Source organism: Streptomyces sp. SYSU D01066-1 (genome assembly GCF_054956795.1).
Genome location: NZ_JBUDHV010000016.1, coordinates 62,320 through 87,808, shown reverse-complemented (window position 1 = coordinate 87,808; position 25,489 = coordinate 62,320). Strand labels below are relative to the sequence as shown.

The 25,489-nt window shown below is 71.4% G+C and carries 16 protein-coding genes and 5 pseudogenes; 11 read left to right on the top strand and 10 right to left on the bottom strand.

Translation table 11 applies throughout. The features are described from left to right. Positions 1 to 116: 116 nt before the first annotated feature. The 3 genes from ACY1JF_RS17470 to ACY1JF_RS17460 form a co-directional block, all read right to left on the bottom strand. Entirely contained in the window at positions 117 to 1,373 is a 1,257-nt protein-coding gene (locus ACY1JF_RS17470) for a family 1 glycosylhydrolase (protein ID WP_462706051.1), read from the bottom strand. 62 nt (positions 1,374 to 1,435) lie between these two features. Continuing rightward, positions 1,436 to 3,733, bottom strand: coding sequence for a family 78 glycoside hydrolase catalytic domain (locus ACY1JF_RS17465; RefSeq protein WP_462706050.1), 2,298 nt, complete (start codon positions 3,731 to 3,733; stop codon positions 1,436 to 1,438). A 274-nt stretch (positions 3,734 to 4,007) separates the two neighbouring features. Next, positions 4,008 to 4,631, bottom strand: coding sequence for a TetR/AcrR family transcriptional regulator (locus ACY1JF_RS17460; protein WP_462706049.1), 624 nt, complete (start codon positions 4,629 to 4,631; stop codon positions 4,008 to 4,010). Between the two features lie 250 nt (positions 4,632 to 4,881). Between ACY1JF_RS17460 and ACY1JF_RS17455 the strand changes: the two genes are divergently transcribed. Continuing rightward, positions 4,882 to 6,351: an MFS transporter gene (locus ACY1JF_RS17455; protein WP_462706048.1), complete on the top strand. Its 1,470-nt coding sequence runs from the start codon at positions 4,882 to 4,884 to the stop codon at positions 6,349 to 6,351. A gap of 455 nt (positions 6,352 to 6,806) precedes the next feature. On the opposite strand, the gene ACY1JF_RS17450 is transcribed toward ACY1JF_RS17455, so the two are convergent. Then, the gene (locus ACY1JF_RS17450) at positions 6,807 to 8,870 is read right to left on the bottom strand and encodes a SpoIIE family protein phosphatase (protein WP_462706047.1); all 2,064 of its coding nucleotides are present in this window, start codon (positions 8,868 to 8,870) and stop codon (positions 6,807 to 6,809) included. Positions 8,871 to 9,362: 492 nt separating this feature from the next. Here ACY1JF_RS17450 and ACY1JF_RS17445 point away from each other — a divergent pair, with 492 nt between their 5' ends. The 3 genes from ACY1JF_RS17445 (at position 9,363) to rhaS (ending at position 12,209) form a co-directional block, all read left to right on the top strand. Beyond that, a complete protein-coding gene (locus ACY1JF_RS17445; protein ID WP_462706046.1) occupies positions 9,363 to 9,794 on the top strand; it encodes an NfeD family protein in 432 nt (143 codons plus the stop codon). A gap of 4 nt (positions 9,795 to 9,798) precedes the next feature. Continuing rightward, the gene (locus ACY1JF_RS17440) at positions 9,799 to 10,845 is read left to right on the top strand and encodes an SPFH domain-containing protein (protein ID WP_462706045.1); all 1,047 of its coding nucleotides are present in this window, start codon (positions 9,799 to 9,801) and stop codon (positions 10,843 to 10,845) included. Positions 10,846 to 11,132: 287 nt separating this feature from the next. Then, on the top strand, positions 11,133 to 12,209 hold the full coding sequence (gene rhaS, locus ACY1JF_RS17435; RefSeq protein ID WP_462706044.1) for a rhamnose ABC transporter substrate-binding protein: 1,077 nt from the start codon (positions 11,133 to 11,135) through the stop codon (positions 12,207 to 12,209). A 254-nt stretch (positions 12,210 to 12,463) separates the two neighbouring features. Here the strand turns inward: rhaS and ACY1JF_RS17430 are convergent, their stop codons facing one another. Beyond that, positions 12,464 to 12,943 (bottom strand): MarR family winged helix-turn-helix transcriptional regulator, encoded by a 480-nt coding sequence (locus ACY1JF_RS17430; RefSeq protein WP_462706043.1) that lies wholly within the window; start codon positions 12,941 to 12,943, stop codon positions 12,464 to 12,466. 176 nt (positions 12,944 to 13,119) lie between these two features. On the opposite strand from ACY1JF_RS17430, the gene ACY1JF_RS17425 reads away from it, so the two are divergent. From ACY1JF_RS17425 to ACY1JF_RS17410, 4 genes and pseudogenes are all read left to right on the top strand, one after another. Continuing rightward, the gene (locus tag ACY1JF_RS17425; RefSeq protein WP_462706042.1) at positions 13,120 to 14,088 is read left to right on the top strand and encodes an alpha/beta hydrolase; all 969 of its coding nucleotides are present in this window, start codon (positions 13,120 to 13,122) and stop codon (positions 14,086 to 14,088) included. Positions 14,089 to 14,715: 627 nt separating this feature from the next. After that, positions 14,716 to 15,552: a prephenate dehydratase gene (locus ACY1JF_RS17420; protein WP_462706041.1), complete on the top strand. Its 837-nt coding sequence runs from the start codon at positions 14,716 to 14,718 to the stop codon at positions 15,550 to 15,552. A gap of 636 nt (positions 15,553 to 16,188) precedes the next feature. Further along, a pseudogene (locus ACY1JF_RS17415) lies at positions 16,189 to 16,326 on the top strand (RHS repeat-associated core domain-containing protein); the annotation flags it as partial. An 836-nt stretch (positions 16,327 to 17,162) separates the two neighbouring features. After that, the gene (locus ACY1JF_RS17410; protein WP_462706040.1) at positions 17,163 to 18,455 is read left to right on the top strand and encodes a M20 metallopeptidase family protein; all 1,293 of its coding nucleotides are present in this window, start codon (positions 17,163 to 17,165) and stop codon (positions 18,453 to 18,455) included. A gap of 107 nt (positions 18,456 to 18,562) precedes the next feature. Here the strand turns inward: ACY1JF_RS17410 and ACY1JF_RS17405 are convergent. Beyond that, positions 18,563 to 19,216: pseudogene (locus tag ACY1JF_RS17405) on the bottom strand (IS5 family transposase); the annotation flags it as partial. An 854-nt stretch (positions 19,217 to 20,070) separates the two neighbouring features. On the opposite strand from ACY1JF_RS17405, the pseudogene ACY1JF_RS17400 reads away from it, so the two are divergent. Continuing rightward, a pseudogene (locus ACY1JF_RS17400) lies at positions 20,071 to 21,317 on the top strand (IS110 family RNA-guided transposase). A gap of 257 nt (positions 21,318 to 21,574) precedes the next feature. Then, positions 21,575 to 22,477 (top strand): DMT family transporter, encoded by a 903-nt coding sequence (locus tag ACY1JF_RS17395; RefSeq protein ID WP_462706039.1) that lies wholly within the window; start codon positions 21,575 to 21,577, stop codon positions 22,475 to 22,477. Positions 22,478 to 22,681: 204 nt separating this feature from the next. Here ACY1JF_RS17395 and ACY1JF_RS17390 read toward each other — a convergent pair whose 3' ends face one another. Next, on the bottom strand, positions 22,682 to 22,834 hold the full coding sequence (locus tag ACY1JF_RS17390) for a hypothetical protein (RefSeq protein ID WP_462706038.1): 153 nt from the start codon (positions 22,832 to 22,834) through the stop codon (positions 22,682 to 22,684). Positions 22,835 to 22,896: 62 nt separating this feature from the next. Here ACY1JF_RS17390 and ACY1JF_RS17385 point away from each other — a divergent pair. Then, positions 22,897 to 23,050 (top strand): annotated as a pseudogene (locus ACY1JF_RS17385) (IS256 family transposase); the annotation flags it as partial. Positions 23,051 to 23,330: 280 nt separating this feature from the next. Here ACY1JF_RS17385 and ACY1JF_RS17380 read toward each other — a convergent pair. The 3 genes and pseudogenes from ACY1JF_RS17380 to ACY1JF_RS17370 form a co-directional block, all read right to left on the bottom strand. Then, positions 23,331 to 23,777, bottom strand: a pseudogene (locus ACY1JF_RS17380) (alpha/beta hydrolase fold domain-containing protein); the annotation flags it as partial. Then, positions 23,726 to 24,646: an MFS transporter gene (locus ACY1JF_RS17375; RefSeq protein WP_462706037.1), complete on the bottom strand. Its 921-nt coding sequence runs from the start codon at positions 24,644 to 24,646 to the stop codon at positions 23,726 to 23,728. The pseudogene ACY1JF_RS17380 and the gene ACY1JF_RS17375, both read right to left, overlap by 52 nt. Positions 24,647 to 25,125: 479 nt before the next feature. Then, positions 25,126 to 25,443 (bottom strand): transposase, encoded by a 318-nt coding sequence (locus ACY1JF_RS17370; protein WP_462706036.1) that lies wholly within the window; start codon positions 25,441 to 25,443, stop codon positions 25,126 to 25,128. Positions 25,444 to 25,489 lie beyond the last annotated feature (46 nt).

Sequence of the window (25,489 nt, the reverse complement as noted above, 5' to 3'; positions counted from 1 at the left end):
GGGGTGTGCCCCCGGGGGGCCCCCCCGCCCCCCACCCCCCCCGCGGGCCCCCCCCCCCCCGGGGCCGCCCCCCGGGGCGCTCCGCTCCGTCACCCCCCCGGCACCCGGGGAGACGCTCAGCGGCGCGGGCCGGCGAGCGCGCCCCGGTAGCTCTGCACCACCTCGGCGTAGGCCGTCGCGCTGGGCTTCGCACGGCGCTGGAAGGTGACGCGGTCGACCTCGTGGAGCCCGAGCTGAGCGCCGTACCCGAAGATCCACTCGAAGTTGTCCATCAGCGTCCAGTGGCAGTAGCCCAGCACGGGGGTGCCCGCGCCGACTTCGGCGGCGAGGCCGTGAATCGCGGCCGGGACGAACGCGGCGCGCTGCCTGTCGTCCGGGGTCTGGATGCCGTGCTCGGTGACGAGGACCGGCACCCCCGACACCTCGTGGGCGTACCGGACCGCGCCGGCGAGGGACTCGGGCTCGATGACGGTGCCCATGCCGTTGAGTTCCCCCTCGGGCGTCACCTCGCCGTCGGGGCCGTGCACGATGCGCTCGTAGTTCTGCACGCCGATGAAGTCGTCGTCGCGTGCCTCACGCAGCCAGTGGTCGTACACGGCGGCGCGCTTGGCGTCCCGGCGTTCCTCGCCGCCGGGCAGGGCGACCTCGTCGGCGACGGCGATGGACACGCCGACCGGGAGGTCGCCGCGGCGTGCCTTGATCGCCTCGCGGGCGGCGCGGTGGGCGCGGGTGAAGGCCTCCTGGAACTCCTCCTGCCGGTCGGCGGGGATGACGTTCGCACTGCAGTAGGTGTCGCTCCCGGCGGCCCGCGCAGCGGCGGCGAGCATCCGCGTCTTGAGCGCCTCCGCCTCGGCCGGGAGCTTCCCGCCCACCTGCAGGAGCTGCTCCAGGTTGGGTTCGTTGAGGGTGACGCCGTACGCGATCCGGTCGCCGAAGCGGGCCATGACGCGGTCGCACTGCTCGGCGAACCGGTCCGGGGCGTCGGCGGCGGTCCACGAGCCGGCCGCCGCGAACCAGTGCGGCGCGGTGAAGTGGCAGAACGTCACGACGGGCGCGAGGCCACGGGTGAGGCAGCCGTCGACCACCCGCTCGTAGTGGTCGAGGGCCTCGGCCCGCACGACACCGCGCTCGGGCTCGATCCGGGCCCATTCCACGGAGAAGCGGAAGGCGTTGAGTCCCAGTCCCGCGACCAGGTCGAGGTCTGTCTCCCACTGCTCGTAGCCCCGGCACGCCGGTCCGCTGGGCTCGCGGAACAGCGAGGGCGTCGTGTGCTCGAGGAACCAGGTGTCGGCGGCGGTGTTGTCGCCCTCGTTCTGGTGCCCCGCGGTGGCGATGCCCCACAGGAAGTCGTCGGGCAGGCTGATGTGCTCCATGAAGGGTCCTCGTACGGGTTCGGTGTGCGGACAGCGGCGGGGGACGGCCGGGCCGGTGCGGGTCACCGTGAGTCCGGCGGGAACGGGGCGTGGAAGGAATGCCGGCCGTGGCCGACCTCCACGGGCTCCGCGCCCGGGAGTTCGACCCGCGCGGTGACGTGCGGCGGCACGAGGAGATCGACCCGCAGCGTTCCGGCCTTAAGGCGCCAGCCCGTCTCGGCCCGCCCGTGAGGGGTCTCGTGCGCGGCCCGCGCCCAGGTGAGGCCGGCGCCGGGGCGGGGCCGGACCAGGAGCCGGCGGTAGCCCGGTGCGGCCGGTGCCAGACCGGCGACGGTGCGGTGCATCCAGTCGGCGACGGCTCCGAACGCGTAGTGGTTGAAGGACGTCATCTCACCGGGGTTGACGCTGCCGTCGGGGAGCATGCTGTCCCAGCGTTCCCAGACGGTGGTGGCACCCATGTCCACCTGGTACAGCCAGGACGGGCAGGCCCGCTGGGTCAGCAGCCGGTAGGCGGTGTCCACGTGCCCGGTGTCGGTGAGCGCCTCGCACACCAGCGGGGTGCCGAGGAACCCGGTGCCGATGCGGTGGCCGCGCTCGGCCACGAGCCCGGCCAGCCGGCGTCCGGCCTCGGCGCGCTCGGCGTCCTCCTCCAGCAGGCGGAAGCACAGGGCGAGGGCGTAGGCGGTCTGGGTCTCCTCCGTCAGCCGTCCGCCGCCGGCGTGGAAGCGGCCGCGGAAGGCGTCGCGCACGGAGTCGGCCAGGGCGTGGTAGTGCTCGGCGTCGTCCGCCCGCGCCAGCAGGTGCGCGGTGCGCGCCAGCAGCCGGCAGGAGTGCGCGAAGTAGGCCGTGGCGACCAGGGCGGAGGGGGTCATCGCCCGCCCGGGATCGTCCGCCGGGGCGGTGGGGTCCAGCCAGTCACCGAACTGGAAGCCCTCGCCCCAGATCCGGCCGGGGCCGGCCAGGCGGTCGACCGCGTCGACCCAGGCGCGCATCGAGGGGTACTGGGTGCGCAGCACCTCGGTGTCCCCGTAGCGCTCGTACAGGACCCAGGGCACGATGACGGCGGCGTCGCACCAGCCGGTCATCGGGGGGTTCCCGGGCGGCAGCGGCACGGGGGTGATCACCGGGATGTCGGGGCTGAACACCGGCGGCACCCCGTCCGGGTCGTCGCCCTGGTCGGCGGCCAGGTCGCGCAGCCAGGACCGCAGCAGGTCGCGGACGTCGTAGAGGAAGGCCGCGGTGGGGGTGAAGACCTGGACGTCGCCGGTCCAGCCGAGCCGCTCGTCGCGCTGCGGGCAGTCGGTGGGCACGTCGACGAAGTTGCCGCGCATCCCCCACACCACGTTCTCGTGCAGCCGGTCCAAGGACGCGTCGGAGCAGGAGAACCAGCCCGTGCGGCGCAGGTCGCTGTGGAGCACCACGGCGGTGACATCGGCGGCCTCCAGCGGGCCCGGCCAGCCCTCGATCTCGGCGTAGCGGAAGCCGTGGAAGGTGAAGCGGGGTTCCCACTCCTCGCCCTCCGGGGCGCCGCGCAGGGTGTAGCGGTCGGTGGCGGTGGCGTGCCGCAGTGGGCGCGTGCACAGTTCGCCGTCCTCCAGGACCTCGGCGTGGCGCAGCGTGACGGTGCGGCCGGCCTCGCCGCGGACCCGGATGCGCAGCCGTCCGACGAGGTTCTGCCCGAAGTCGACGACGGTACGGCCGGCCGGCGAGGTGGTGACGGCGACGGGGGCGACGGACTCGATCCGCCGCACCGGCGGGCTGTCGGCGGGGAAGAGCACGGCCGTGTCGAACTCCAGGACGCGCACCGGCTCCCAGGCCGAGTCGTCGAAGCCCGCTTCGCTGAAGCCGGCCTGCTCGCGGCGGGCGTCGTACTCCTCGCCCTCGTACAGGCCGGCGGCGACGACGGGGGAGGGCCCGCAGCGCCAGTGCTCCCCGGTCGTGACGGTCTCGCGGCTGCCGTCGGCGTACTCGACGTGCAGCTCGGCGAGCAGGCCCGTGTCCTCGCCGTAGATGTCCCGGGTGCCGCCGTTGAAGCCGAGCAGGCCCCGGTACCAGCCGTCCGCCAGGTGCGCGCCCCAGCCGTTGCGGCCCTCGCGGACCAGGCCGGTCACGTCGAAGACCTGGTAGCGGTGGCGGTGGCGGTAACTGGTCCAGCCGGGGGCGAGCACGTGGTCGCCGACCACGGTGCCGTTGAGTTCCAGCTCGTACACGCCGAGCGCGGTGACGAAGAGGCGGGCGGCCGCGACCGCGCTTCGCGCGGTGAACTCGCTGCGCAGCAGAGAGCCGGGCCGGGCGCCTTCGGCGGGCGGCCCGGATTGCCGGTGAGGGGTGATGACGCGGGCGGTCCAGTGATGCGGCATGGCGAGTTCCTCAGCGCGTGGGCGCCGGTGTCGGACGGCGGCTTTGTGGGGCGGAGATGAGCAGGCTCGATCATGCGCCCCAAAACCTAGTGAACGCTAGGTCTTCCTGTGCGTGATGTGGGTCACCATGTGCTTGTTCCCCTCGGGGGCGGCCTCTGTCCGGGCGGAATCGCCCTGCCTGGTCGCGTTCATGACAATCATGGTGGACGAGTGCCGGCGGAGTCCCGGTGGGGGCGGTCTCCTCCTCCGTAACCCGGCGGCTCGACGGCCGCGGCTACAGCCCCTGGCCGTCGGCGGAGATGGAGCGCATGAGCCGGTCGAGGTGGGCGCGGGCCACCGCGACGAGGTCGAAGGACCGGTCGCTGGCGAGCCACTGCTGGCGCAGGCCGGTGTCGAGGGCCGCGCACTCGCGGGCGATGCGCTCGTGATCCAGGTCCGGCAGGAGCTCGCCGTTGCGGCTGCCGGTGCGCAGCCGGTCCGCGAGCTCCCTCACGCCCTTCTCCTGCCAGTGGGTGAAGAAGTCGTGGGCCGGGTGGTCGGGGGCGGTCGCCTCGGCGGCGATCACCACGGCGAGTTCCACCATGCCCGGCATGGTGAGTGTCTCGGCGGTGTCCTCCAGGTGGCAGCGGAAGGCGTCCCGCACCGACTCGGAGACCCGCTGCCACTGGACGTCCATGCGGTCGTGCCAGTACTCGACGACGGCCAGCAGGAGTTGCTGCTTGTCGCGGAAGTGGTGCAGCAGTCCCGCGTCGGTGATCTCCGCGTCCCGGGCGATGCGGGCCAGGGAGGTCTTCTGGTAGCCGTCCCGCCCGAAGCGCAGCAGTGCCGCCTCCAGGATCTGGACGCGTCGAGCCCGGCCTGCCGTGTAGCCGCCGCGCGGCCCCCTGGGTGTCGCCATGGCAGAACGGTACCGGGGTGGCGCGGGGCCCCGGCGACAGACCGTTCACGGCCTTCGCGGTGTGATGTGTGACACAGTCGCAAAACCTAGCGTGCACTAAGTGTTCAGGTCATCATCAACGTCACGCGACGACGGACCGCCGCCCTGCCGCCGCCCCGGTGAACGCCGTATGAACGGCGGCCGTTTCTTTCGCTCCCCCTCCCACAGCGCCTCACTCTTCCTTCGGCACCTCCGTGAAAGGAGGGCTGGCATGACATCGACGTCGCCAAGCCCCTCACTCGACACCGCCTCTCCTGCCGAGTCGGGTGGACGATGGAACCTCCGCCTGGTCGCGGTGCTGATCGCTCTGGCCTGGCCCACCCAGCTGTTGGCCGCAGGCGGGATCCTCGGTGCCAACGCCACCGCGAGCGTCGCCCAGAGCTTCCACACGACCCAGGTCGCGTGGTTCGGCCTGACCCTCACCCTGGCGTCCACCCTCCTCACACCGTTCGCCATCAAACTGGGTGACCTGTACGGCAGGAAGCGCGTCATGCTCGTCATGATGGCGCTGGGTGCCGGCGGCGAGGCCCTGGCGGCCATGGCCGGGGAGTTCTGGCTGGTGCTGGTCGGCCGGGCCGTCGCCGGGTTCTACGGTCCCTTCGGCGCCCTCTCCTTCGCCGCGGTCCGGGACGTCTTCCCGCCCCGGCTGGTCAAGCCGGCCAGCGGCGTCATGGGCAGCAGCGTCGGTCTGGTCGCCCTCGGCACACCGTTCCTGGCGGGCTGGCTCGTCGACAACTGGGGTCACCGGGGCGCCCTCTGGTTCCTCGCCCTCGCCACCGCCCTCGCCTTCCTGCTGGTCGCGTTCCTGGTGCCGCGGACACCGCGGCGCGCTCTCGCGCCGGGCTTCGACTGGCTCGGCGGCCTGGTGCTGGGCGGCGGCCTGACCGCCGTGGTCTACGCCGTCGGCCAGGGACAGAGCTGGGGCTGGACGGACGCCAGGACGCTCGGCTGGCTCGCCGCCGGAACCGCGGCCCTGGCCGCCTTCCTGTTCGTCGAGCGGGCCCAGACCCACCCGATCCTGGACCTGCGGGTGCTGCGCCGCCGCCCCGTGGCTCTGGCGCTCACCGCGGGCGGCCTCGCCCAGACGGTCGCGTTCACCATGCCGGGCCTGGCCATCCTGCTCGCCCTCTTCCCGCACATCCCCGGTGTCTCCGCCGGCCTGGGCTGGACGGCCCAGCACAACGCCGTGGTCAGCGTCAGCTGGAACCTGGTGATGTTCGCCACCGGTCTCCTCGCCAGCCGCTTCCTGCGGCACCTGGACCCGCGCAAGGTGTGGATCGCCGGGCTCGCGGTCATGGCGTTCGGCTACACGCTCGTGGGCTTCTTCCACGGCGACGAGCTCGAACTGGCCCTGACGTCCTGTGTCGCCAACATCGGCTCGGGTGTCGTGGTCGCGGGAGCGCCGGTGCTCGTGGTCGGCGTCGTCTCGCCCGAGGAACAGGGGCTGGGCAGCGGCATGCTCAACATGCTCATCAGCCTGTTCGGCGCCGTCGTCACCGCGGGCGCGTACGCCCTGCTGAACGCGCACAGCACCGTGGTCGACGGCACCGCCTTCTACCAGGACGCCGGGTACGCGTGGGTCTTCTGGCTCGGTGCCCTCGTCACCCTCCTGGCCCTGGTGCTCTCCTTGTTCATCCCCCCGCTGCGCGACCCGGAGGCCGACGACGCGGTTCCCGCCTGAGCGGAGCGGAGCGGACCGGCCGGCTCGGGAAGGGGGGCCGGTGCCAGGCACCGGCCCCCCTTCCCGAGGGCGCTGGTACGGCGGATCAGGCCGAGCGGCTGCCCGCGCTCGGTGCCACGCCGCGGGGTGACCATCGCAGACCCGACGGAACAGGGTGGGTGACGCCGCACGGTCCTGGGGACGACGAGTCCCGTGCGGAACGCGCCGCGGCGGAGCGGCCGGCCGGTCGAGGCCCTCGGGTGTGCGTCATGCGCGGGTGCGGCGGGCCCGCAGCCGCGCATGACCGGCAGGCGGGGTCGTGCTCCGGCCGCCTCCCCCCCGCTCTGGTCGGGGGGGTACACCGGCCCCGGCCCTGGCCCCCGGCTCCCGCCCGGCCTGTGAGGGCGGAGTCCCGCCGCACCGCGGGAGGACGAGTGCCCGCCCTCGGGTCCGGGGCTCCCTGACGTTCCTCTCCGTCAGTCTTCGGGGCTGATGAGGAGGAGAGCGATGTCGTCGCCGGGGGTGGGGGCGTGCCGGATGAGGGAGTCGGCCATGACGTCGAGGTCGGTGGGATCGGCCTGTTCCAGGAGTCCGGCGAGGGCCGCGGTCGCGTCGTCGAGGTCGATGCCGGGAGCCTCGACGAGGCCGTCGGTGTAAAGGGCGAGCACACATCCCGGCGGCAGGGGGAACTCCAGGGTCGGGTACAGGGAGTCGGGTTCGACGCCCAGCAGGAGACCGGGGGGCACGCGCAGGAGTTCGGTGTGCCCGCCGGAGTGGCGCAGCAGGGGCGGCGGGTGCCCGGCGGTGGCCAGACACGCCCGGTGGGTGGCGAGATCCAGGTGGACGTAGGCGCAACTGGTGAACAGCCCGGGGTCGAGGTCCGTCAGCAGGCGGTTGGTGCTCGCCAGCACACTGTCGGGGGAAGCCCCCACGGTGGCGTGGGCGTGGACGGCGGTGCGGACCTGCCCCATGAGGGCGGCGGCGTCGACGTTGTGTCCCTGTACGTCACCGATGGCGGCGCCGGCGGTGCGCGCGTCGAGGCGGATGAGGTCGTAGAAGTCGCCGCCGACGCCCACGCCCCGGGCCGCCGGAAGGTAACGGGCGGCGACTCTCAGGCCGGGAACCCGCGGCAGCGTGTGCGGCAGCAGGCCGGACTGCAGGCGGTGGGCGAGGCTGTGTTTGGCGTCGTAGAGCCGGGCACGGTCCAGGGCCTGGCCGACCAGACCGGCCAGCGACATCAGCACGGCGCGCTCACCGGGCGGGAAGAAGCGGCGCCGCCGGTAGGCGAGGAGGAGCGAGCCGATGGGGCGGCCGGAGGCGATCAGCGGCAGGAAGGCCCACGACGCCATCTCGTCCTCGTGCGCGGTGGGCGGGTAGGCGCTCCGGATCTCCTCGAAGTCCGAGAAGAACTCCGGTACGCCGGTGGCCAGGACCCTGGCGCCGGGAATGTCGGCGCCCAGGGGGAGGGCGTCGAAACGGTCCAGTACTCCGGCGCGGTAGCCGCGGTGTCCGAGGATCCTCAGGCGGCCCTCCTCGGCGGTCATCAGCACCATGGCCTGCGCCCCCAGAGCGGGCAGCAACTGGTCCGCGGTCTGCTCGACCACGTCCCGCACACCGACGGCCTCGGTGAGGGTGGAGGCCAGGTGCATCAGGTGGTACAGCACGGTGGCCCGGCTGGGACCCGCGGTCGGTCCGGGCCGGGCGGAGGGGGCGTCCTCGGACGGCTCGACGCGCGTGATGCGGACGCTGATGCCGGAGGAGTCCGGGTACAGCTCGAAGGACAGCCACACGTCCGGGGGGCGCAGGACGGTGAACGCCTGGGGCTGCCGGCTGACCAGCGCGGCCCGGTAGCGGTCCTCGACCTGCGGAACGTCCATCCACGGCAGCGCTTCCCAGGGCAGGGCGCCCAGCAGGTCGTCGGCGTCACCGCCGAGGAGACCGGCTGCGGCCGGGGTGATGAAGGTGATACGGCCCCGCGGGTCCAGCGCGCAGGACCCTCCCGGCAGCCGGTCGAGGAAGGCCGCGACCGCCGACGCCTCGGCGGGGGAGGGAGCGCGTCCGGCCGGTGGCGGCAGCAGACGCGGCCGGTCGGCCGGCAGCAGCGGGTCACCGCGGTCCGCGGCTTCTCGCAGCAGGTCTCCCAGGCGGGCGCTGCCGGCCCGGACGGCCTCACGCTCCTCCTGGCTCAGCAGCGGCGGGTGGTCCCCGGAGAAGAGCAGTACCAGTCCGCCCTGGATCGCGGTGCCGGAGACGACCGGAGCGGCGGCCAGCGCGAACTTGTACGGCAGGACGAGCGCGGGCCTGGGGTAGCGGCGGGCCATCTCCTCCTGGCTGCCGACCCAGACCAGGCGCCGTTCGCGTACCGCGTCCGCCACCGGCATGGGATCGGTCAGCGCGATCCGTCTCCACGGAGTCGTGATCTCACGCGGAGCCCCCGCCACCATCGCCAGCCACAGCGCCTCCCCGTCCGGCGGCAGCACGTACAGCAGCCCGCCGAAAGCGCCGCTCTCCTGGAGCACGGCCGCCATCGCGGTGTCCATCACTTCCCCACCCGCACCCGTACTCGCGCCCGCGGCGACACGCAGGCCGAGACGGCCACGCCCCGCACGCCCGCGCCGGGCGGCAGCCGCCCGGAGCAGCGCGCGCACCCGCGGCCGGTCCTGCCGGCCCCGGCCGCCGCGTCGTCGCCACCGCGCTCCGGCCGTGCCTGGCGATACCGTGCCCGCCACCGTCCGGACCGGCACACCGGGCTGCGGCTGCGGCCGTCGAGCCCGGCCGGCTCCGGCAGGGCCGTCTCGCGCCAGCCGTACCGAACATCGCCCATATGCGGACACTACGCCGTAAACACCCCGACGGCACATCACCCGGGACGCCGCCCCTTCGCCGCCCGGGGCGCCGCCGCCTCACTTTCACCGCGCGAGAAGGAAGCATAAAGTGAAGCAAAAGGTGTCTTCACCGGCCTTTCGGTCCCATGGGCCGGTGCCGGCGACGACCGAGTTCCACGCACACCCCGACCGGTGAGGGGGCGCGTCATGGATCCATGGCTGATCTGGTTGATCATCGCGGCTGGTCTGGTCGTCGTGGAGATCTTCACTCTCACCGCCGCGCTCGGAATGCTGGGCGTGGCCGCGCTCGTCACCGCGGGACTCGCGGCGAGCGGGGTGCCGCTGCCCTTCCAGTTCCTGGCGTTCGGCGTTCTCGCCGCGGCCACCTTGCTGCTCGTCCGCCCCGTCGCGCTACGCCGGGCCCTCCTCCCGCAACCGGCCCGGTTCGGCACCGAGGCCCTGGTCGGCAAGCCCGCCCGAGTCCTCTCGGAGGTGACGGGGGCCGACGGCCGGGTGCGCATAGACGGCGAGGAATGGACGGCCCGTTCCTACGACGAGACGCTGGTGATCTCGGCCGGCGCGACCGTCGACGTCATCGAGATCAGAGGCGCCACGGCGCTCGTCTACCCCCGGGACTGAAGTGATGGATGTCTCCGCTGCCCTCGTCGTCGGCCTGATCGTCGCCATCGTCGTGATCTTCACCTTGGTCCGGGCGGTACGCATCGTGCCGCAGGCGCGGGCCTGCAACGTCGAGCGGCTCGGCCGGTACCACCGGACCCTGACCCCCGGCCTGAGCGTCGTCATCCCCTACATCGACCGTGTGCACCCGTTGATCGACCTGCGGGAACAGGTCGTCTCGTTCAGACCGCAACCCGTCATCACCGAGGACAACCTGGTCGTCGAGATCGACACCGTCCTGTACTTCCAGGTCACCGACCCACGCGCGGCGTTCTACGAGATCGCCAACTTCCTGCAGGGTGTCGAACAGCTCACGGTCACCACCTTGCGCAACGTCGTGGGATCCATGGACCTGGAGAAGACCCTCACCTCCCGCGACACGATCAACAGCCAGCTCCGGGGTGTCCTGGACGAGGCCACGGGCAAGTGGGGACTGAGGGTCAACCGAGTGGAGATCAAGGCCATCGACCCCCCGCAGTCGATCAAGGACGCCATGCAGAAGCAGATGCGCGCCGAGCGGGACAAACGGGCCGCGATTCTCGGGGCCGAGGGGCAGCGCCAGTCGCAGATCCTCACGGCGGAGGGGGACAAGCAGGCCGCCGTCCTGCGCGCGGAGGGCAACCGGACGGCCGCGATCCTCCAGGCCGAGGGCCAGTCCCGCGCCGTCGACGAGGTGTTCCAGGCCGTGCACCGCAACGACCCCGACCCGAAACTCCTCGCCTACCAGTACCTCCAGGCGCTGCCGCAGCTCGCCCAGGGGCAGGGCAACAACTTCTGGATGATCCCCAGCGAAATCACCTCCGCGCTCCAAGGGGTGTCCCGGGCCTTCAGCGAGGTGCTGCCGCCGTCCCCGGCCACCCGCGACAGGCCCTCCGGCGGTGACATGTCCGCTCAGGCCGCGGACGACACGGCACGGGCCGCAAAAGCCGCCGCAGAGGCTCTCGCCGACGCGGCCGAGGCCGACGGCACCACACCGGCAAAGACCCTCTCGTCCGGTCGCCCGCGGCGGTGAGCCGGTCGGGGCCGACGCGACCACCGTACGGGGATTGCGCACCGCCCGGAGCCGGCCCGTCCGATGGTGAAGAGAAGTGAAAACTCCCGGAGCGTTCCGCGGAGTGATCGAAAGGCCCAGGTGAAGAACCGGGGAGAGACCACGACTTCCCCACACACAACATGCCGCACACCTATTGACGCCGCTCCGTGGCCTTACTTAACGTCCCGGCAACGTAGTGGAAACCTTCATGGCGCGTTGACGGCCCCCGCGACTCCTTTGGGTGCCCCCACCTCGGAAAGAAGCGCATGCACGGAATCACTTCACGCCGCAGGACCGTACTGTTCGCCACGGTCGCCTCGCTCGGCCTGCTGTCCTGCGCGTGCGGAAGCCTGAACGGCAGCTCCACGGCCGGCGCCGCGGACGCGGCGGCCGCGGAGGCATCGCCCAACGCGCCGCTGAAGAAGGGCCTCACCATCGGCTTCCTGCCGAAGCAGGTCAACACGCCGTACTTCGAAGTGGCCGACGAGGGCGGCGAACGGGCCGTGCGGGAACTGGGCTCGACCTTCAAGCAGGGCGGCACGCGGGACGGAGCCGACACCGCGGGCCAGGTCTCCGAGATCGAGAGCCTCACCCAGCAGGACGTGGACGCCATGGCGGTCTCCGCCCAGGACCCCGACGCGCTGTGCCCCGCCCTGGAGAAAGCCCTCGACCGAGGTGTCAAGGTGGTCACCTTCGACTCCGACACCCGGCCCGAGTGCCGCAACGCCTTCGTCTCTCCGGCGAGCGCCGAGGACCTCGCGGTGAAGCAGCTCGAACTGCTCGGCGAACAGATCGACTACCAGGGCGAGATCGCCATCCTGTCCGCGGCGAAGACGGCGACGAACCAGAACACCTGGATCGGCCACATGAAGAACGAGCTGAAGGACCCGCGGTACAACGACATGACACTCGTCGAGATCGCCTACGGCGACGACGACGCCGAGAAGTCCTACGACGAGACGCGCGACCTGCTCGCGGCACACCCGAAGCTGAAGGGCATCATCTCGCCGACCACCAACGGCATCAAGGCCGCGGCCGACTTCCTGTCGGCCTCCTCGTACAAGGGCACGGTGAAGCTGACCGGCCTCGGCGCCCCCAACGACATGCGGCCGTACGTCGAGGACGGCACGGTCGAGGCGTTCGCGCTCTGGGACCCGGCCCGACTGGGTGAGCTGGCCGCCCGCGCGGCGGTCGCCCTCGCCTCGGGCCAGATCACCGGCCGGGAGGGCCAGATGTTCCTGGCCGGTGACCTGGGGTGGTTCGCGCTGGGCGAGGACGGGGTCATCACCCTCGGAGACCCGACGGTGTTCAACGCCGAGAACATCGACGACTACGACTTCTGACCCTCCCCGGCACCGCACACCCGGCCGGTCCTTCGCCGCCCGCTGGACGAGGCCGGGACCGCGGTGCGGCCACGGGACGCCCTCATGACGAACCGGCGTACACCAGATGGCCGGGCTTCCTTTCCGGGCACCGTCCTCCAGGCGTTCCGCTCCTAGGCGCCCCGCGCGCACACCGAAGCCGGACCCGGCCGGCCCCGCCCGACCCGGTCCGGCGCGGCCCGCGGGCGGGACGGACGCCGTCCCGCCCGCCCTCCCTACCCTTGGTCGCGCCCCCGGCCGGAGACGTTGGCCGTGAGCAGGCGCAGCAGTTGCTTGGCCGTGGCGTCCTGTTCGGGCGTCAGTCCCATGGCGTCGCCGATGGCGGGCGGGACGCCGGCTGCCCGGTCCCGGAGGGCGGCACCGGCGTCGGTGAGGCGGATGGCGACGGAGCGCTCGTCGTCGGCGCGGCGCTCGCGGCGCAGCAGACCGCCCGCCTCCAGGCGCTTCAGCAGCGGGGACAGGGTGCTCGACTCCAGTTGGAGCGCCGTGCCCAGGTCCCGGACGGAGATCGAGTCCCGCTCCCACAGCACCAGCAGGACGAGGTACTGCGGGTAGGTCAGCCCGAGCGCGTCGAGCAGCGGCCGGTAGCGCGCCGTGACCGCGCGGGAGGCGGCGTACAGGGCGAAGCAGAGCTGGTCGTCCAGGAGGAGGGAAGCCTGCGGGGACGAGGACGGTTCGTTCGGGGTCGTGCGCACGGTGCGGCTCCCGGGTCGGGCACGGTTCACGGCATATGCATCCTATCCGGGCCGTTGTCGCACCCTAATGAGTTGCGCACGACTTAATCGCACGCTACCTTCCTGTCGTGCCGCCGCCTCCCGGTGAACCCGCCGGCGAGGTCTTCCGGCAGCACGCCCGAACCGAGGAGTACGTCATGAGCGACGCGACCCCCGCACGCCCCGTCCTGGAGCCCGCCGCCCAGGCCTTCGCCGAGGCCACGGCCAATCCGCCGTACCTGTTCGACCTCCCGCCGGCGGAGGGCCGCAAGGCGGTGGACGAGGTGCAGTCCGGTGACATCGCCAAGCCGGCGGTGGACGAGGAGTGGGTCACCGTCGAGGGCGGCCCGACCGGTTCCGTACGGACCCGGATCGTCCGTCCCGCCGGTACCGCGGGCACCCTGCCGGTGATCCTCTACATCCACGGCGCCGGCTGGGTCTTCGGCAACGCCCGCACCCACGACCGCCTGGTCCGCGAACTCGCCGTCGGCGCCGGCGCGGCCGTCGTCTTCCCCGAGTACGACCTCTCGCCCGAGGCCCGCTACCCGGTCGCGATCGAGCAGAACTACGCCGTCGCCCGCTGGATCGTCACCGAGGGCGCCGCCAAGGACCTGGACGCCACCCGCCTGGCGGTCGCCGGCGACTCGGTGGGCGGCAACATGACCGCCGCCCTGACCCTGATGGCCAAGGAACGCGGCGACGTCCCGCTCGTCCAGCAGGTGCTCTTCTACCCGGTCACCGACGCGAGCTTCGACACCGGCTCCTACCACCAGTTCGCCACCGGCTACTTCCTGCGCCGCGACGGCATGCGGTGGTTCTGGGACCAGTACACGACCGACGAGACCGAGCGCGCCCAGATCACCGCGTCCCCGCTGCGCGCCACCACCGAGCAGCTCACCGGCCTGCCCCCGGCCCTGGTCATCACCGCCGAGGCCGACGTCCTGCGCGACGAGGGCGAGGCCTACGCGAACAAGCTCCGCCAGGCCGGCGTGCCCGTCACCGCCCTCCGCGTCCAGGGTGTCATCCACGACTTCGTGATGCTCGACGCCCTGCGCGAGACCCACGGCGCCGAAGCCGCCATCAACCAGGCCGTCACCGTCCTGCGCACCGCGCTCGCCACCGGCTGAGCCCAGCCACCGCACCGGCGGGCGGCGTCCCCTCCCGCTTGCCGGAACCTTCCCGGTCGCTCACGGCGGTACGGCCGGTGACCGGCGGCCGGTGCCGCCGTGAGCGCAGCGGCCGTGCGTCTGCCGGCCACCGCCGGCCGGGCGCCGAGGGCGCCCCAGCCCGAGCACCCGACCGGGCCCTTGCCCCCGGGCCGTACGAGGAGGGCGCCCGGGCGGCGTGCGCCATGCCTTCCGGGAGCGCTCACAGCGGCGCTCCCGGAAGACCTGCCGCCCGACCGCGTCCCCGGAAGGGGGGAAGCACCCGTGCCGACACGTTCACGGACACCACCTCCTCGTCCTCCGCACGGCCTTCGGAAACGCAGGAGCGGGCGCCGTGACCGGCCAACGGGTTGTCCGGAAGGCGCGGTCGCCGGCCACCAGGAGGCCACTCGCCCGAAGCGGGCTCCGGCCCGCCCGGCACACCCCGGACGATCCACCCGCGAAGGATCCCTACGGACAAGGCCGCCTCCGCGCGACGGGACCGGGCCGAGACGCCCGCCGCGCCGGACAGGCGATACTTCAGCAGGCGCGGTACGCAACGGAGCTTCTGCCGCCCGACGACAGAACCCCGCAGGAAGGCTGAACACGGTGACGACCGTCGCATACCAGGGTGAACCCGGATCCAACTCGGCGACCGCGGCGCGCGCCCTCTACCCGGAGTGCGCCGAACTGCCCTGCACCGGCTTCGAACAGGCCCTGGACGCCGTGACCCTCGGCGACGCCGACGTCGCCGTGATCCCGGTGGACAACTCGGCGGCCGGACGCGTCGCAGACGTGCACCATCTCCTGCCGGAGTCGGGCCTGTACATCATCGCGGAGTACTTCCTCGCCATCCGCTTCGACCTGATGGGCGTGCCCGGCGCCACCCTGGACCAGGTGGAGTGCGTCCGCAGCCACGTGCACGCCCTGGGCCAGTGCCGCAAGCTGCTGCGGGAGGGCGGCTGGCGCACCCAGGTCAGCGACGACACCGCCGGCGCGGCGCGCGAGGTGGCCGAACTGGGCGATCCGCGGCACGCGGCCCTGGCCCCGCCCGCCGCCGCCGGGCTGTACGGACTCGACGTGCTGCGCGCCGAGGTCGAGGACGACCCGGACAACACCACGCGCTTCGTCGTCCTGTCCCGGGACGCCGTCTTCGCCCCGGACCCCGGACAGCCGGCCATGACGAGCGTGTTCTTCAGCGTGCGCAACATCCCCAGCGCGCTGTACAAGGCGCTGGGCGGGTTCGCCAGCAGCGGAGTGAACCTCACCAAGATCGAGAGCTACCAGATCGGCGCGGGGCTCGGCGCCAGCCGCTTCTACGTGGAGATCGAGGGCCACCCCGACGACGAGCGCCTCGCCCTGGCCCTGGACGAGCTGCGGTTCTTCTCCTCCGAGGTGCGTGTCCTCGGGGTCTACCCCGCGCATCCGCACCGGCTGGCGGGCTGACCCACCGGCGTACTCGGCCCGCCGGAGGGTTCCGTCACCTCGGCCGAGCGGCTGGCGGAGTCACCGGCACCGAGGACGCGTGGCACCCGCACCACGTGGGCAGCGGCGGACGGGCCGGAAAGGCCATGTCCCATGTCGCGCAACACCGGTTGCCTCCGGCGGGAGACGCTGCTGTCAAGGGACCCATCCGTCGGCCGGGGAGACAGCCCGGGGTGCGCGGTGGGGAGGTCGCCGGCCACCCGGATCAGTGCCTGGCAGACGGTCAGCAGGGAGTGGGCCTCCTGCTCGGGACCGGGGACCGTCCGGGAGCGCAGGGTGCGCCCGCCGAGGACGGTGGACTTCAGCGAGGAGCGGCGGGTCTCCGCCTGCCACCGCCGGTGGCAGAGGCGGACAATCCCGAGCGGACCAAGAGGGGCCCGACGTGGTTCCACCACACCGCACTCGGTCCGGCGTCTACGACGACCAACGGCGTCGACACCGGATACATCCGCGAACCGGCGGGCCCGCTGAACTCCATGACGACCGGGGGCAAGTCCTACTTCCTGCTCCTACCTCACCGACGCCACCGGCAACGTCCTCGGCCTCGCCGACGACACGGGCAAGCGCACCCACACCTACGCCTACGGCCCCACCGGCCTGCCCCGCGGTACCACCACCGAGGCCACCCCCAGCCACACCGGCGCCTACCGGGACCCGGCGGGCCTGTACAAGATGGGTCACCGCCACTACGGCTCCACCCTCGGCCGCTTCACCCGGCCCGACCCCGCCGACCAGGAGGCCGATGCCTGTCTGTACGCCGCCGGAGATTGCATCGACCGCTCCGACCCCACCGGCACGATCCCGCCGGGGTGTACGGGCTCAGGCCTGCAACTCCTCGGCGGTGCGGTGGCGCTTGGCGCGGGAATCGCGTCTGCCATCGGTTCAGGAGACTTGTCCACGCCTGCGTCCGTGGCAGCGACCGGAGGCGGTACGGACCTCATCGGTAACGGACTCAGCACCGTGGATGCATGTCAACGACCAAGAAATCACTTCTCGTCACTCTCATCTGGACCGGCATCGTGTTGGGATTGATCGGAATCGTCCTGGCCATCATCGATTGACTTCCAGCGACACAAAAAACCAGCCGTTCCCTCTGCTCCGTACGAGGGGAGGGGCACCTTTCGCCAGGGCGCGGCAAAGAGCAGCCGGCTACGGGACCGCGGCCCCCGTGGATCGTGTCGGGCCGGGAGTTCCTCCCCGGCCCGACGGTTGTCTCCTCGCCCCCACGAGAAGTCGAGGAAGACCCGGTGGGAGTGTTCAATGACCACCGGATCCGCCGATCATTGAACACTCCCGCGTCCGGCGAATCCCCAGCTGAGCGACCCAGTTCGAGACACTGTTCGAGGTCGGAGGGAAAAGAACAAGCCGAGTACGTGTTTCTGGACCCTGGCTCTGTCCGAACGGTCAGGGACCGAGGCCGGAGGAGCATCAGCCTCAATGCGGTGATGTCTCTTGGTGTGGCTATCCCCACCGCCAAGGGGTGGCTCACCGGATGGGCAATGACATCGGTGCGCGGCGATCGTGTGTCCTAGAAGACGACTTGGGTCAAAGGGGTAACAGTGAATCGTCCAATGAAGCACGCGCTCGCGCGCCGCACGTTACTGGCCAGCACAGCGGCGGCTGGCGCGGGAATGGTGTGGGGAGGCGTGGGGAGGGCCGTCGCAGGTGGGTGGAGAGGGCCGGTGAAGCAGGCGGCGGTGGCCGCCGAGGCGGCGCGTCTGGACCGCGTGCTGATTCAGCTGCGGCGGGACATCCATCGGCACCCTGAGGCCCCGGGGCAGGAACAGCGCACGGCCATTGTGGTGGCCCGGGAGCTGCGGGCGGCGGGGCTGGCTGTCACCACCGGAGTGGGCGGCCACGGGGTTGTCGGGGTCCTGCAAGGCTCGCGGCCAGGCCGGACCGTTGCCTACCGGGCGGACATGGACGCGGTTCCGCCCAAAGACATCGTCGGAGGAGGTCCCGCGCCGGCCCATCTCTGCGGACACGACATCCACACCACGGTGAGTATCGGTGTCGCGCGGGTCCTGGCGCGGCTGCGGCAGCAATTGAGCGGAACGGTGGTCTTCCTTTTCCAGCCTGCCGAGGAGACGCTGTCCGGCGCCCGCGCACTGATCGACTCAGGTGTGCTGGAGCACGAGTACGTCGAGGAAATCCATGCGCTGCACTGCGGGCCGTTCCCAGTCGGCCAGTTCGCCGTGACTCCGGGCTACGGGATGCCGGGCCAGGACAAGGCGGAGGTGACCCTCTCCGGGCCGGACGCACTCGATGCCGCGCGGCGCTTGGCTGTCGATATCAGCGCGCTCGCAACCGTGGATCTACCGCAGACACCAGCCGACCTGGAGCGGATCGTCGCTGACGCCCAGACACCCAACGGGCCGCTGGCCCGGTTCGTAGCCGTCCGGGCAGCAGCGCAGGAAGCCAAGGTGAGTGTGTCCTATCGCTGCTGGCCGCAGGAGCGGTACGTGCAGGTGCGCGAAAGCATTCGTCGAGTGGCCATGCCGTATGCGGGGGCCGGGGTGAGCTTCCCCGCTGAGCCGTTCCCGGCCATGGTTTGTCCAGAACGCGACGCCCGCCTGCTCGCCCACCACCTGCGCCACACCGTCGGCCAGGACATGGTCACCGAGCTCCACGCCGCTTTCCCGCCCTTCAGTGGCGAGGACTTCGCCCTCTTCTTGAACCGGATCCCCGGTACGTACACCTTTCTCGGTGTCCGTGCACCTGGCGCATCTATCACAACGAGTTACCCGCACTACCCCGACTTCTCCCCGGATGAGCGCGCCATCGGCGTCGGCGTGCGGGCGATGGCCGGCTGGATTGCGGAGCGCACCCACAGAGCCCAGGGCCTGTCAGGCGGACCCAGCTAGCGCAGACTGCCTGACCTGCCGCCGTTGCGTCACGCCCCATCCCGCGAAGGCTGGGATCTCAGCCGTCTGCAGGCGTCGGCTTCCTTGTCCAGCTGGGGGTGTCGGCCGCCTTTCCGGGCGAGGCGCCTGGTCATGAGGGTGATGGCGGCCCAGGTGATCAGGGTTTCGCAGTGCTGGACGAGACGCCCGTAGTCCCGCGCATGGCGGCGTGCGTGCATCATCCACGCGAGACTGCGTTCGACGACCCATCGGCGGGGCAGCACGACGAAGCCGGAGGCGTCCTTGGGGCGGCTGACGGGCTTGATGGTGAGGTCGAGGTGTTGTTCTGCCCAGCCGGCGAGCTTTCCGGCGTAGGCGGAGTCGGCCCACACGATCGTGATTTCGAGGTGCATGAGGCGGAGGCGGAACAGGACTTCCTTCGCCGCGGCGGAGTCGTGCGGGTCGGCGGGTGTGACCATGACCAGCAGCGGAAATCCTCGGGTGGCGAAGACCAGGTGGCGCTTGCGGCCGTTGATTTCCTTGCCCGCCTCGTAGCCGCGGGTGGCTTTGGAGACGGTCTCGGCGGCCTTCACGCTCTGGGAGTCGATCACGGCGGCCACCGCGCGGGGTCCTTTGCCCATGTCACGGCGGATCCGCCCGGGAAGATGGTCACGGATCTGCCCGATGACCCCGCAGGCCGCCCAGCGGGGTCATGAACCCCCAAACGGTGCGCCAGGGCGGGAGATCCCCGGTAAGGTCCGCCATTTGCAGCCCGTGTCCACCCGGGCCCCGCACTCGGGGCACTCAGCCTCGCCAACACCGGCCTGGACGGCCACCAGGCGCTTGCGCAACCGGCGTTCCCGCCGCCACAGCCTGGCACGACACGCCGACGAGCAGAACATCGCCCCGGGCCGGGCATCCGGCCTCAGCCGTTCCCCGCAGCCCCGGCGGGTCCTCTCCCCGGACCGTCCGGTGCCCTCGGACACCGGGCCGGCGTAGAACGCCGGGCTACTCGGAACTGGAGCTCAGGAACAGGCTCTGACACTCTCGCGCGCGCCGGTGTGCCGAACCCGATGCTCCGCACCGCGCCGGTTCGCCCGCCGCCGACGCCCCCCTTGTCCAGGTGCGACCGGACGCGCGCGACCCCCTTGCCCAGCTCCGCTACCGCGACGTTTTCCCTAATCCGCGGGGTGTAGGCGGCTCGGTCCGGTCTCCGCAAGGGGCTGGGTGAGCGGTCGACAACGGGCAGCGGAACGCCTGCGGCCCTCATGGTCCAGAAGACCCGCTCTGAGACTGGCACCGCTGTCCGCCGTCCGTACCCGCGGTGATGACGCGGGCGCCGGGCTGATGCCTTCGTTTCCCTGGTCCTTCGAGACCTCCGTCAAGAGCGGTACAGCCCGGCGCCTTCGCGATCACCGTGATACTCCCGGCGGCTGGCCGAACGTTGATCGTCACGGCACGAGCCCGCCCCAGGGCCGACCTCTTGTTTCATCCGCGAGGTCACGAGCTCTGCAGCCAGACCGAGCCCCTGGGGCGCGCTGGTGTCACGAACGGCTACTGAGATGGCGGACCTGCGAGTCCTGGGATTAGGACGCTGCGCGACCCGCATGTGCTCGTGACCTGCGTAAATGAACGGATCTGGGAGGATGGCTCGACCGGGTTCTGCGGCATCGACTGGGCGGAGCACCACCACCACGTCGCCGTCGTCGACGACACCGGCACCCTGCTCGCCAAGGCTCGCATCAGCGATGACGCGGCCGGCTACAGCAAGCTTCTGGACCTGTTGGCCGAACACGGCGACAGCCCGGAGACCCCCATACCTGTGGCCGTCGAAACCAGCCGTGGCCTGCTCGTGGCCGCCCTGCGCGCCGGTGATCGCAAGGTCTTCGCGATCAACCCGCTTGCCGCCTCCCGCTACCGCGACCGGCACGGCGTCAGCCGCAAGAAGCCCGACCCCGGCGACGCCCTGGTCCTGGCGAACACCCTGCGCACCGACACGCACGCTCACCGGCCGCTGCCCGCCGACAGTGAACTCGCCCAGGTCATCACCGTACTGGCCCGAGCCCAGCAGGACACCGTCTGGAGCCGCCGGCAGGTCGCCAACCAGGTCCGCTCGCTGCTGCGCGAGTACTACCCCGCCGCCCTGCACGCCTTCCAGGGCAAGGAAGGCGGCCTGACCCGAGCAGACGCCCGAACGGTCCTCACCCTCGCCCCGACCCCGGCGAAGGCCGTGAAACTCACCCTCGCCCAGCTGCGCGCTGCCCTCAAGCGCAGCGGCCGCACCCGCGGCTTCGACACCGAGACCACGCGCCTGCGGTAAATCTTCCGCTCCGAGTACGCCCGGCATCACCCGGCCGTCGAGGACGCGTTCGGCCAACAGCCGCTGGCGCTGCTCGAGCAGCTGGATGCCGCCTGCCAGGCCGCGGACGACCTCACCACGGCAGCCGAAGCCGCGTTCAAGTAGCACGCCGACAGCGAGATCCTGCTCAGCTTCCCCGGCCTCGGCCCCCTGCCCGGAGCCCGGGTGCTCGCCGAGACCGGCGACGACAGGACACGGTTCGCCGACGCCAGAGCCCTGAAGTCGTACGCCGGCTCGGCCCGATCGCCCGGGCCTGCGGCAAGAAGCACTTTCTCGGACGCCGCTTCGTCAAGAACAACCGGCTCATGCACGCCGGCTTCCTCTGGGCCTCCTCGGCCCTCCAGGCATCCTCCGGGGCCAACGCCTACTACCGGCGCCGACGTGAGCACGGAGACTGGCACAACGCCGCCCAGCGTCACCTGCTCAACCGTTTCCTCGGACGGCTCCACCACTGCCTGCACAACAACGTGCCCTTCGATGAGCAACGTGCCTTCACCCCTGTGACCACAGACGTTTCCACCTGAGGCTCCGCACATTGCGTCAGAAATGGCCATGGCTTGGATTCCTACTGCAACCGATGCCTGCCCAACGCTAGGGTGAGCGCCGTGCATCAGTATCGGATCATCTGCTCACCGCCCCGCTTCTGAGCGGGGTGTCTGCTGGGCCCGGCCGGACGAGCGGCCGTGGCCCCCTTCGGTGCTGCCTGATCAGCCGTCGATCCGCTGATGCCCTGCTTTGACGCCATTTCCCTTTCTCCGCGTCGAAGCTGGAGTCCTCTTTCATGCCTGCACGCTCGTCTCTTTCCGCTGCACCGGTGTCGCGGAACGGCACCACCCTCCTCGTCCTGGCTGGAGTGCTGTGGGGAACCGGCGGTCTCGCCGGTTCGATCCTCGCCTCGTACACCGGCTTGGCCCCGGTCGCTGTGGCCGCATACCGCCTGCTGATCGGAGGCACCCTCATCACCGGATACGCCCTGGTGAGTGGACGACTCGTCGGGGTACCGCGGGACTCACGGAGTCTGTTCCGCATCGCCGCTGCCGGTCTCCTGCTGGCCTGCTACCAGGCCGCCTACTTCGCAGCGGTAGCTGCTACCTCGGTCGGCCTGGCCACCCTGACCACGATGGTCGCAGTCTCCATCCTGATCACTGCTGGGACGGCATTCCTCGACCGGCGCCCACCAACCCGCCGCGCCATCGTCTCCTTGGTCATCGCGCTCGCGGGCCTGGTATCGCTGATCGGCTCGCCGACCGCAGGCGCTCATCGGATGGCCGGCACCGGCCTGGCGCTACTGGCTGCAGCAGGCTTCGCCGCGCTGTCGATGGACCGCCGTGAAGCACTTCCCGGCCTGGACCACATCACCACCACCGGACTGGGCTTCCTGACTGGAGGTCTCCTGCTGCTGCCCGTCACACTGACGGTCGGAATGGGCATCCCGGCCCGTCCCGCAGTAATCGGTGCCGTGCTCTTCCTCGGCCTGGTCCCCACGGCTGTCGCCTACAGCAGCTACTTCACTGGCCTGCGCTACGCGGGCCCCAGGGGGGCAATCATCGCTCTTTTCCTCGAACCGCTCACTGCCACCCTCCTCGCCGCACTCGTCAATCACGAGCATTTGACCGGCGCACAGATCCTCGGAGTGCTCCTCATCCTGTTCTCCACCACGATCCGTCAGGACTCCGCAGCCTGACTTCTTCATCCCCTGTGATGTCGTGATATCGCCGGTTTCGGCTCACGATCAGGCCACGGTCAAGGGGATGTGTGATGGAGGAGCTCGCCCGGCCTTGGCGCACCCCGATGCCGTGCGGTGATGCCGGGGGACCGCACCACGGTGGAGCGGATGTGCGCCCGGGGATGCGCGCCGCACCGTATCCCCGCCGTCCCGGAGGTGCGGCTACGCGGTGGTGCGGTGCGCCGGGCGTGCCTCCATCGCCTGCTTCATCCCCGCTGCCTCCAACTGGCGGAGGACGTCGGTGACGTCACCGTGGTCCTCGGTGAGGATGTTCTCGGTGAAGCGGGTGATGGTGTCGGCGTGTACCTGGCCCACCGGCCAGGTACACGCCGTCGCAGAGGAGCTCCCGCGGAAGCCGTCCGAGCGCCGAGGTCAGGAACGAGGCTGCGGCCCTCATGTGTGTCTCCGTGGCGTTGATGAGCCTGGACCCGACGGGGGAAGGGCCGCAAGCGGTGGACCATGCGCGGGAAGGCACCCCTGAACGCCTTCCAGATCCCCTTCGAGGGCCGCCTGACCCCGAGCAACAACTGACCACTCGACAACCGGTACCAGCCGTTAAATTGACGCATCCACCAGGACGGCTACGAGTTGCCGCAGCCGAGGCGGCCGGTCCGGGCAGCCCCGGACCGGCCGTTTCACAGCGGGAGTCGGCACAGTGGTGATCGTTGTCCTGCTTGCGTACGACAGAAGACCGGCGGCCGGCGGGGCCGTGCGGGCCAGATCGGTCGAATGCTGTGGCCACGGCGTCCGCGAGCTGGTCCAGTACGTCACGCGAGAGCTGCACTGAACCGGTGAACGAGAGGAAACCGTGAACGGCTCCCGCGACCGGAAGGTGCTGGACCGGCACGCCGGCGTCGGCCAGCTTGCGGGCGTAGCGGTCGCCCTGGTCGCGCAGGGGGTCGTTCTCGGCGGTGGCGATGACGGCGGGGGCGAGTCCGGCCAGTTCGTCGGAGCGTGCCGGCGAGACCCGCGGGTCGGCGCCCTGGTCCGGGGTATTGAGGTAGGCGCCCCAGAACCACTCGAGGTAGGAACGGGAGAGGACCGGCCCCGCCATGTTCTCGTACATCGAGGGACTGTCGTCGAACCGGTCAACCGCCGGATAGGCGAGTACCTGAAGCGTGATGCGAGGTCCCCCGCGGCGCTGGGAGATCTGTGCGAGGACCGCACGAGGTGTTCCGGAGCCCGGCCCTCTCCCGCCCGCCGCCGTCAGGCGTCCATGCTCCCTCGCTCCCGGCTCTCCGGCAGAAGCAGCAGGCATATCAGGGACACCACGGCCGTGGCGCTCACGTACCAGCCGACCGACGCCGAGCCGGACGCGGACTGGAGACGGGTGGCCACCAAGGGCGCCACCGCGCCTCCCGCCACCCCGCCGAGGCTGTAGGCGAGACCGGCCCCGGAATAGCGCAGCCGGACAGGGAACAACTCGGGCAGGAACGCCCCCATGGGTCCGTAGATCACGCCCATGAGGAACAGCGCGCCGCCGAGCGCGAGGATGATCAGTGGCAGGCGGCCGGTGTCCAGCAGCGGAAAGATCAGCGGTCCCCACCCGGCCGCCGCGACCGTGCCCCACAGGGCCACCGGCTTGCGTCCGACGCGGTCGGAGCCGGTCGCGGCCATCCAGGTGCCGACGGCGAGGAAGACGACGGCGGACATGGAGGCCAGCAGCATGGGAGTGCGGCCGACACCGAGCGTCTTGGTTCCGTAGGACAGGCAGTACGTGGTCGCTGTGCAGAACAGGCGGTACGTGACGACCATCGCCCCGGAGCCGAGGAGCAGTTCCCGGGGATGGCGCCGGACGATCTCGGCGATCGGGACCGCCACGGTCCGGTGGTCCGCCGCCTTCCGGAACGAGGGGGTCTCGGTGATCCGGAGCCGGACGAGCAGCCCCACCCCCACCAGCACCAGGGACAGCAGGAACGGCACGCGCCACGCCCATGACCGGAAGGTCTCGTCGCTCACCCAGGTGGACAGCAGCAGGAAGACCCCCGTGGCGCCGAAGAACCCCACGGAGGGCCCCAGTTGCGGGAAGCCCGCGTACCGCCCCCGGTGGCCGGGCGGCGCGTGCTCGACCGCCAGCAGTGCCGCAGCGCGCCCCCGACGCTCCGTTGCCCGCGGGTCCGCCGACACGGCGCGCTGTCCTAGCCGGACCAGGACAGCCCACCCCCAACGCGGACGCTGACATCGTCCTCGTGCCGACCTATCCGCAGACCGGAGAGACTTGAGAACCGGCCGGCCCTGCCACTACGGCCTCCCCGGTGCCTGTGCCGTTCGGGGTGTGGCTGTGGCTGGCCTTCCCCGAGCCGCACCTGCCAGTTCCCGCGTCGGGCGGCATGCCCGGTGGCGTCCTCCGCGACGACCCACCCGCACCGCGTCCCGGGTACTTGTTCCGGGCCGATCCGGGCGCGTTTCAGCACACCCTGGTCCGGCTGCCAGCCGTCCGCAGTCCGTGGTTGCGCGAGATCCTCGAGAACCTCACGCAGCCCATGCCCGCTGGCTTCTTCTAGCGGACTGCCCAAGGTGCCGGCAGCCGGTCTCCGACTTGTTCCGCAATCGAACAGCGCCGGACAGCGGTGCCTCCCGAAGTAGTGAACATCTGCTGTCCGTTCTCATGAACAAAGCCAGTGCCGCTGGTCCGCGACCTGGACCGCCTGCGGTGCACCGATAGTGGCGCCCTCGGCGAAGAACGGCGCCCGTTCCCGGCACACGACCTCGACGCCGGGCCGCTGGGGGAGCCGGGCGGCCCTGCTCGATGCCTGCCGCTCCGGGAGGAGATCGATCGGGCGGCGGGTTCTGATGTCGACCAGGACGATGCCGTAGCGGCGGCCTTCGCGGGTGGCGTACTCGTCCACGCCGACCACCCGCGGCGCCGGCGCTTCGGGCTCGGGAAGGGCATCGATCAGGCGCAGGACGGTGCTCCGGCTCACGGACACGCCGAGGATGGCAGCCAGCCGGGTGCCCCGGCCGAACCGG

Bases quoted from the DNA above. Each gene is read 5' to 3' on its own strand.
- ACY1JF_RS17470 (WP_462706051.1), bottom strand. From the start codon at position 1,373: ATGGAGCACATCAGCCTGCCCGACGACTTCCTGTGGGGCATCGCCACC.
- ACY1JF_RS17465 (WP_462706050.1), bottom strand. From the start codon at position 3,733: ATGCCGCATCACTGGACCGCCCGCGTCATCACCCCTCACCGGCAATCC.
- ACY1JF_RS17460 (WP_462706049.1), bottom strand. From the start codon at position 4,631: ATGGCGACACCCAGGGGGCCGCGCGGCGGCTACACGGCAGGCCGGGCT.
- ACY1JF_RS17455 (WP_462706048.1), top strand. From the start codon at position 4,882: ATGACATCGACGTCGCCAAGCCCCTCACTCGACACCGCCTCTCCTGCC.
- ACY1JF_RS17450 (WP_462706047.1), bottom strand. From the start codon at position 8,870: ATGGACACCGCGATGGCGGCCGTGCTCCAGGAGAGCGGCGCTTTCGGC.
- ACY1JF_RS17445 (WP_462706046.1), top strand. From the start codon at position 9,363: ATGGATCCATGGCTGATCTGGTTGATCATCGCGGCTGGTCTGGTCGTC.
- ACY1JF_RS17440 (WP_462706045.1), top strand. From the start codon at position 9,799: ATGGATGTCTCCGCTGCCCTCGTCGTCGGCCTGATCGTCGCCATCGTC.
- rhaS (WP_462706044.1), top strand. From the start codon at position 11,133: ATGCACGGAATCACTTCACGCCGCAGGACCGTACTGTTCGCCACGGTC.
- ACY1JF_RS17425 (WP_462706042.1), top strand. From the start codon at position 13,120: ATGAGCGACGCGACCCCCGCACGCCCCGTCCTGGAGCCCGCCGCCCAG.
- ACY1JF_RS17410 (WP_462706040.1), top strand. From the start codon at position 17,163: ATGAAGCACGCGCTCGCGCGCCGCACGTTACTGGCCAGCACAGCGGCG.
- ACY1JF_RS17395 (WP_462706039.1), top strand. From the start codon at position 21,575: ATGCCTGCACGCTCGTCTCTTTCCGCTGCACCGGTGTCGCGGAACGGC.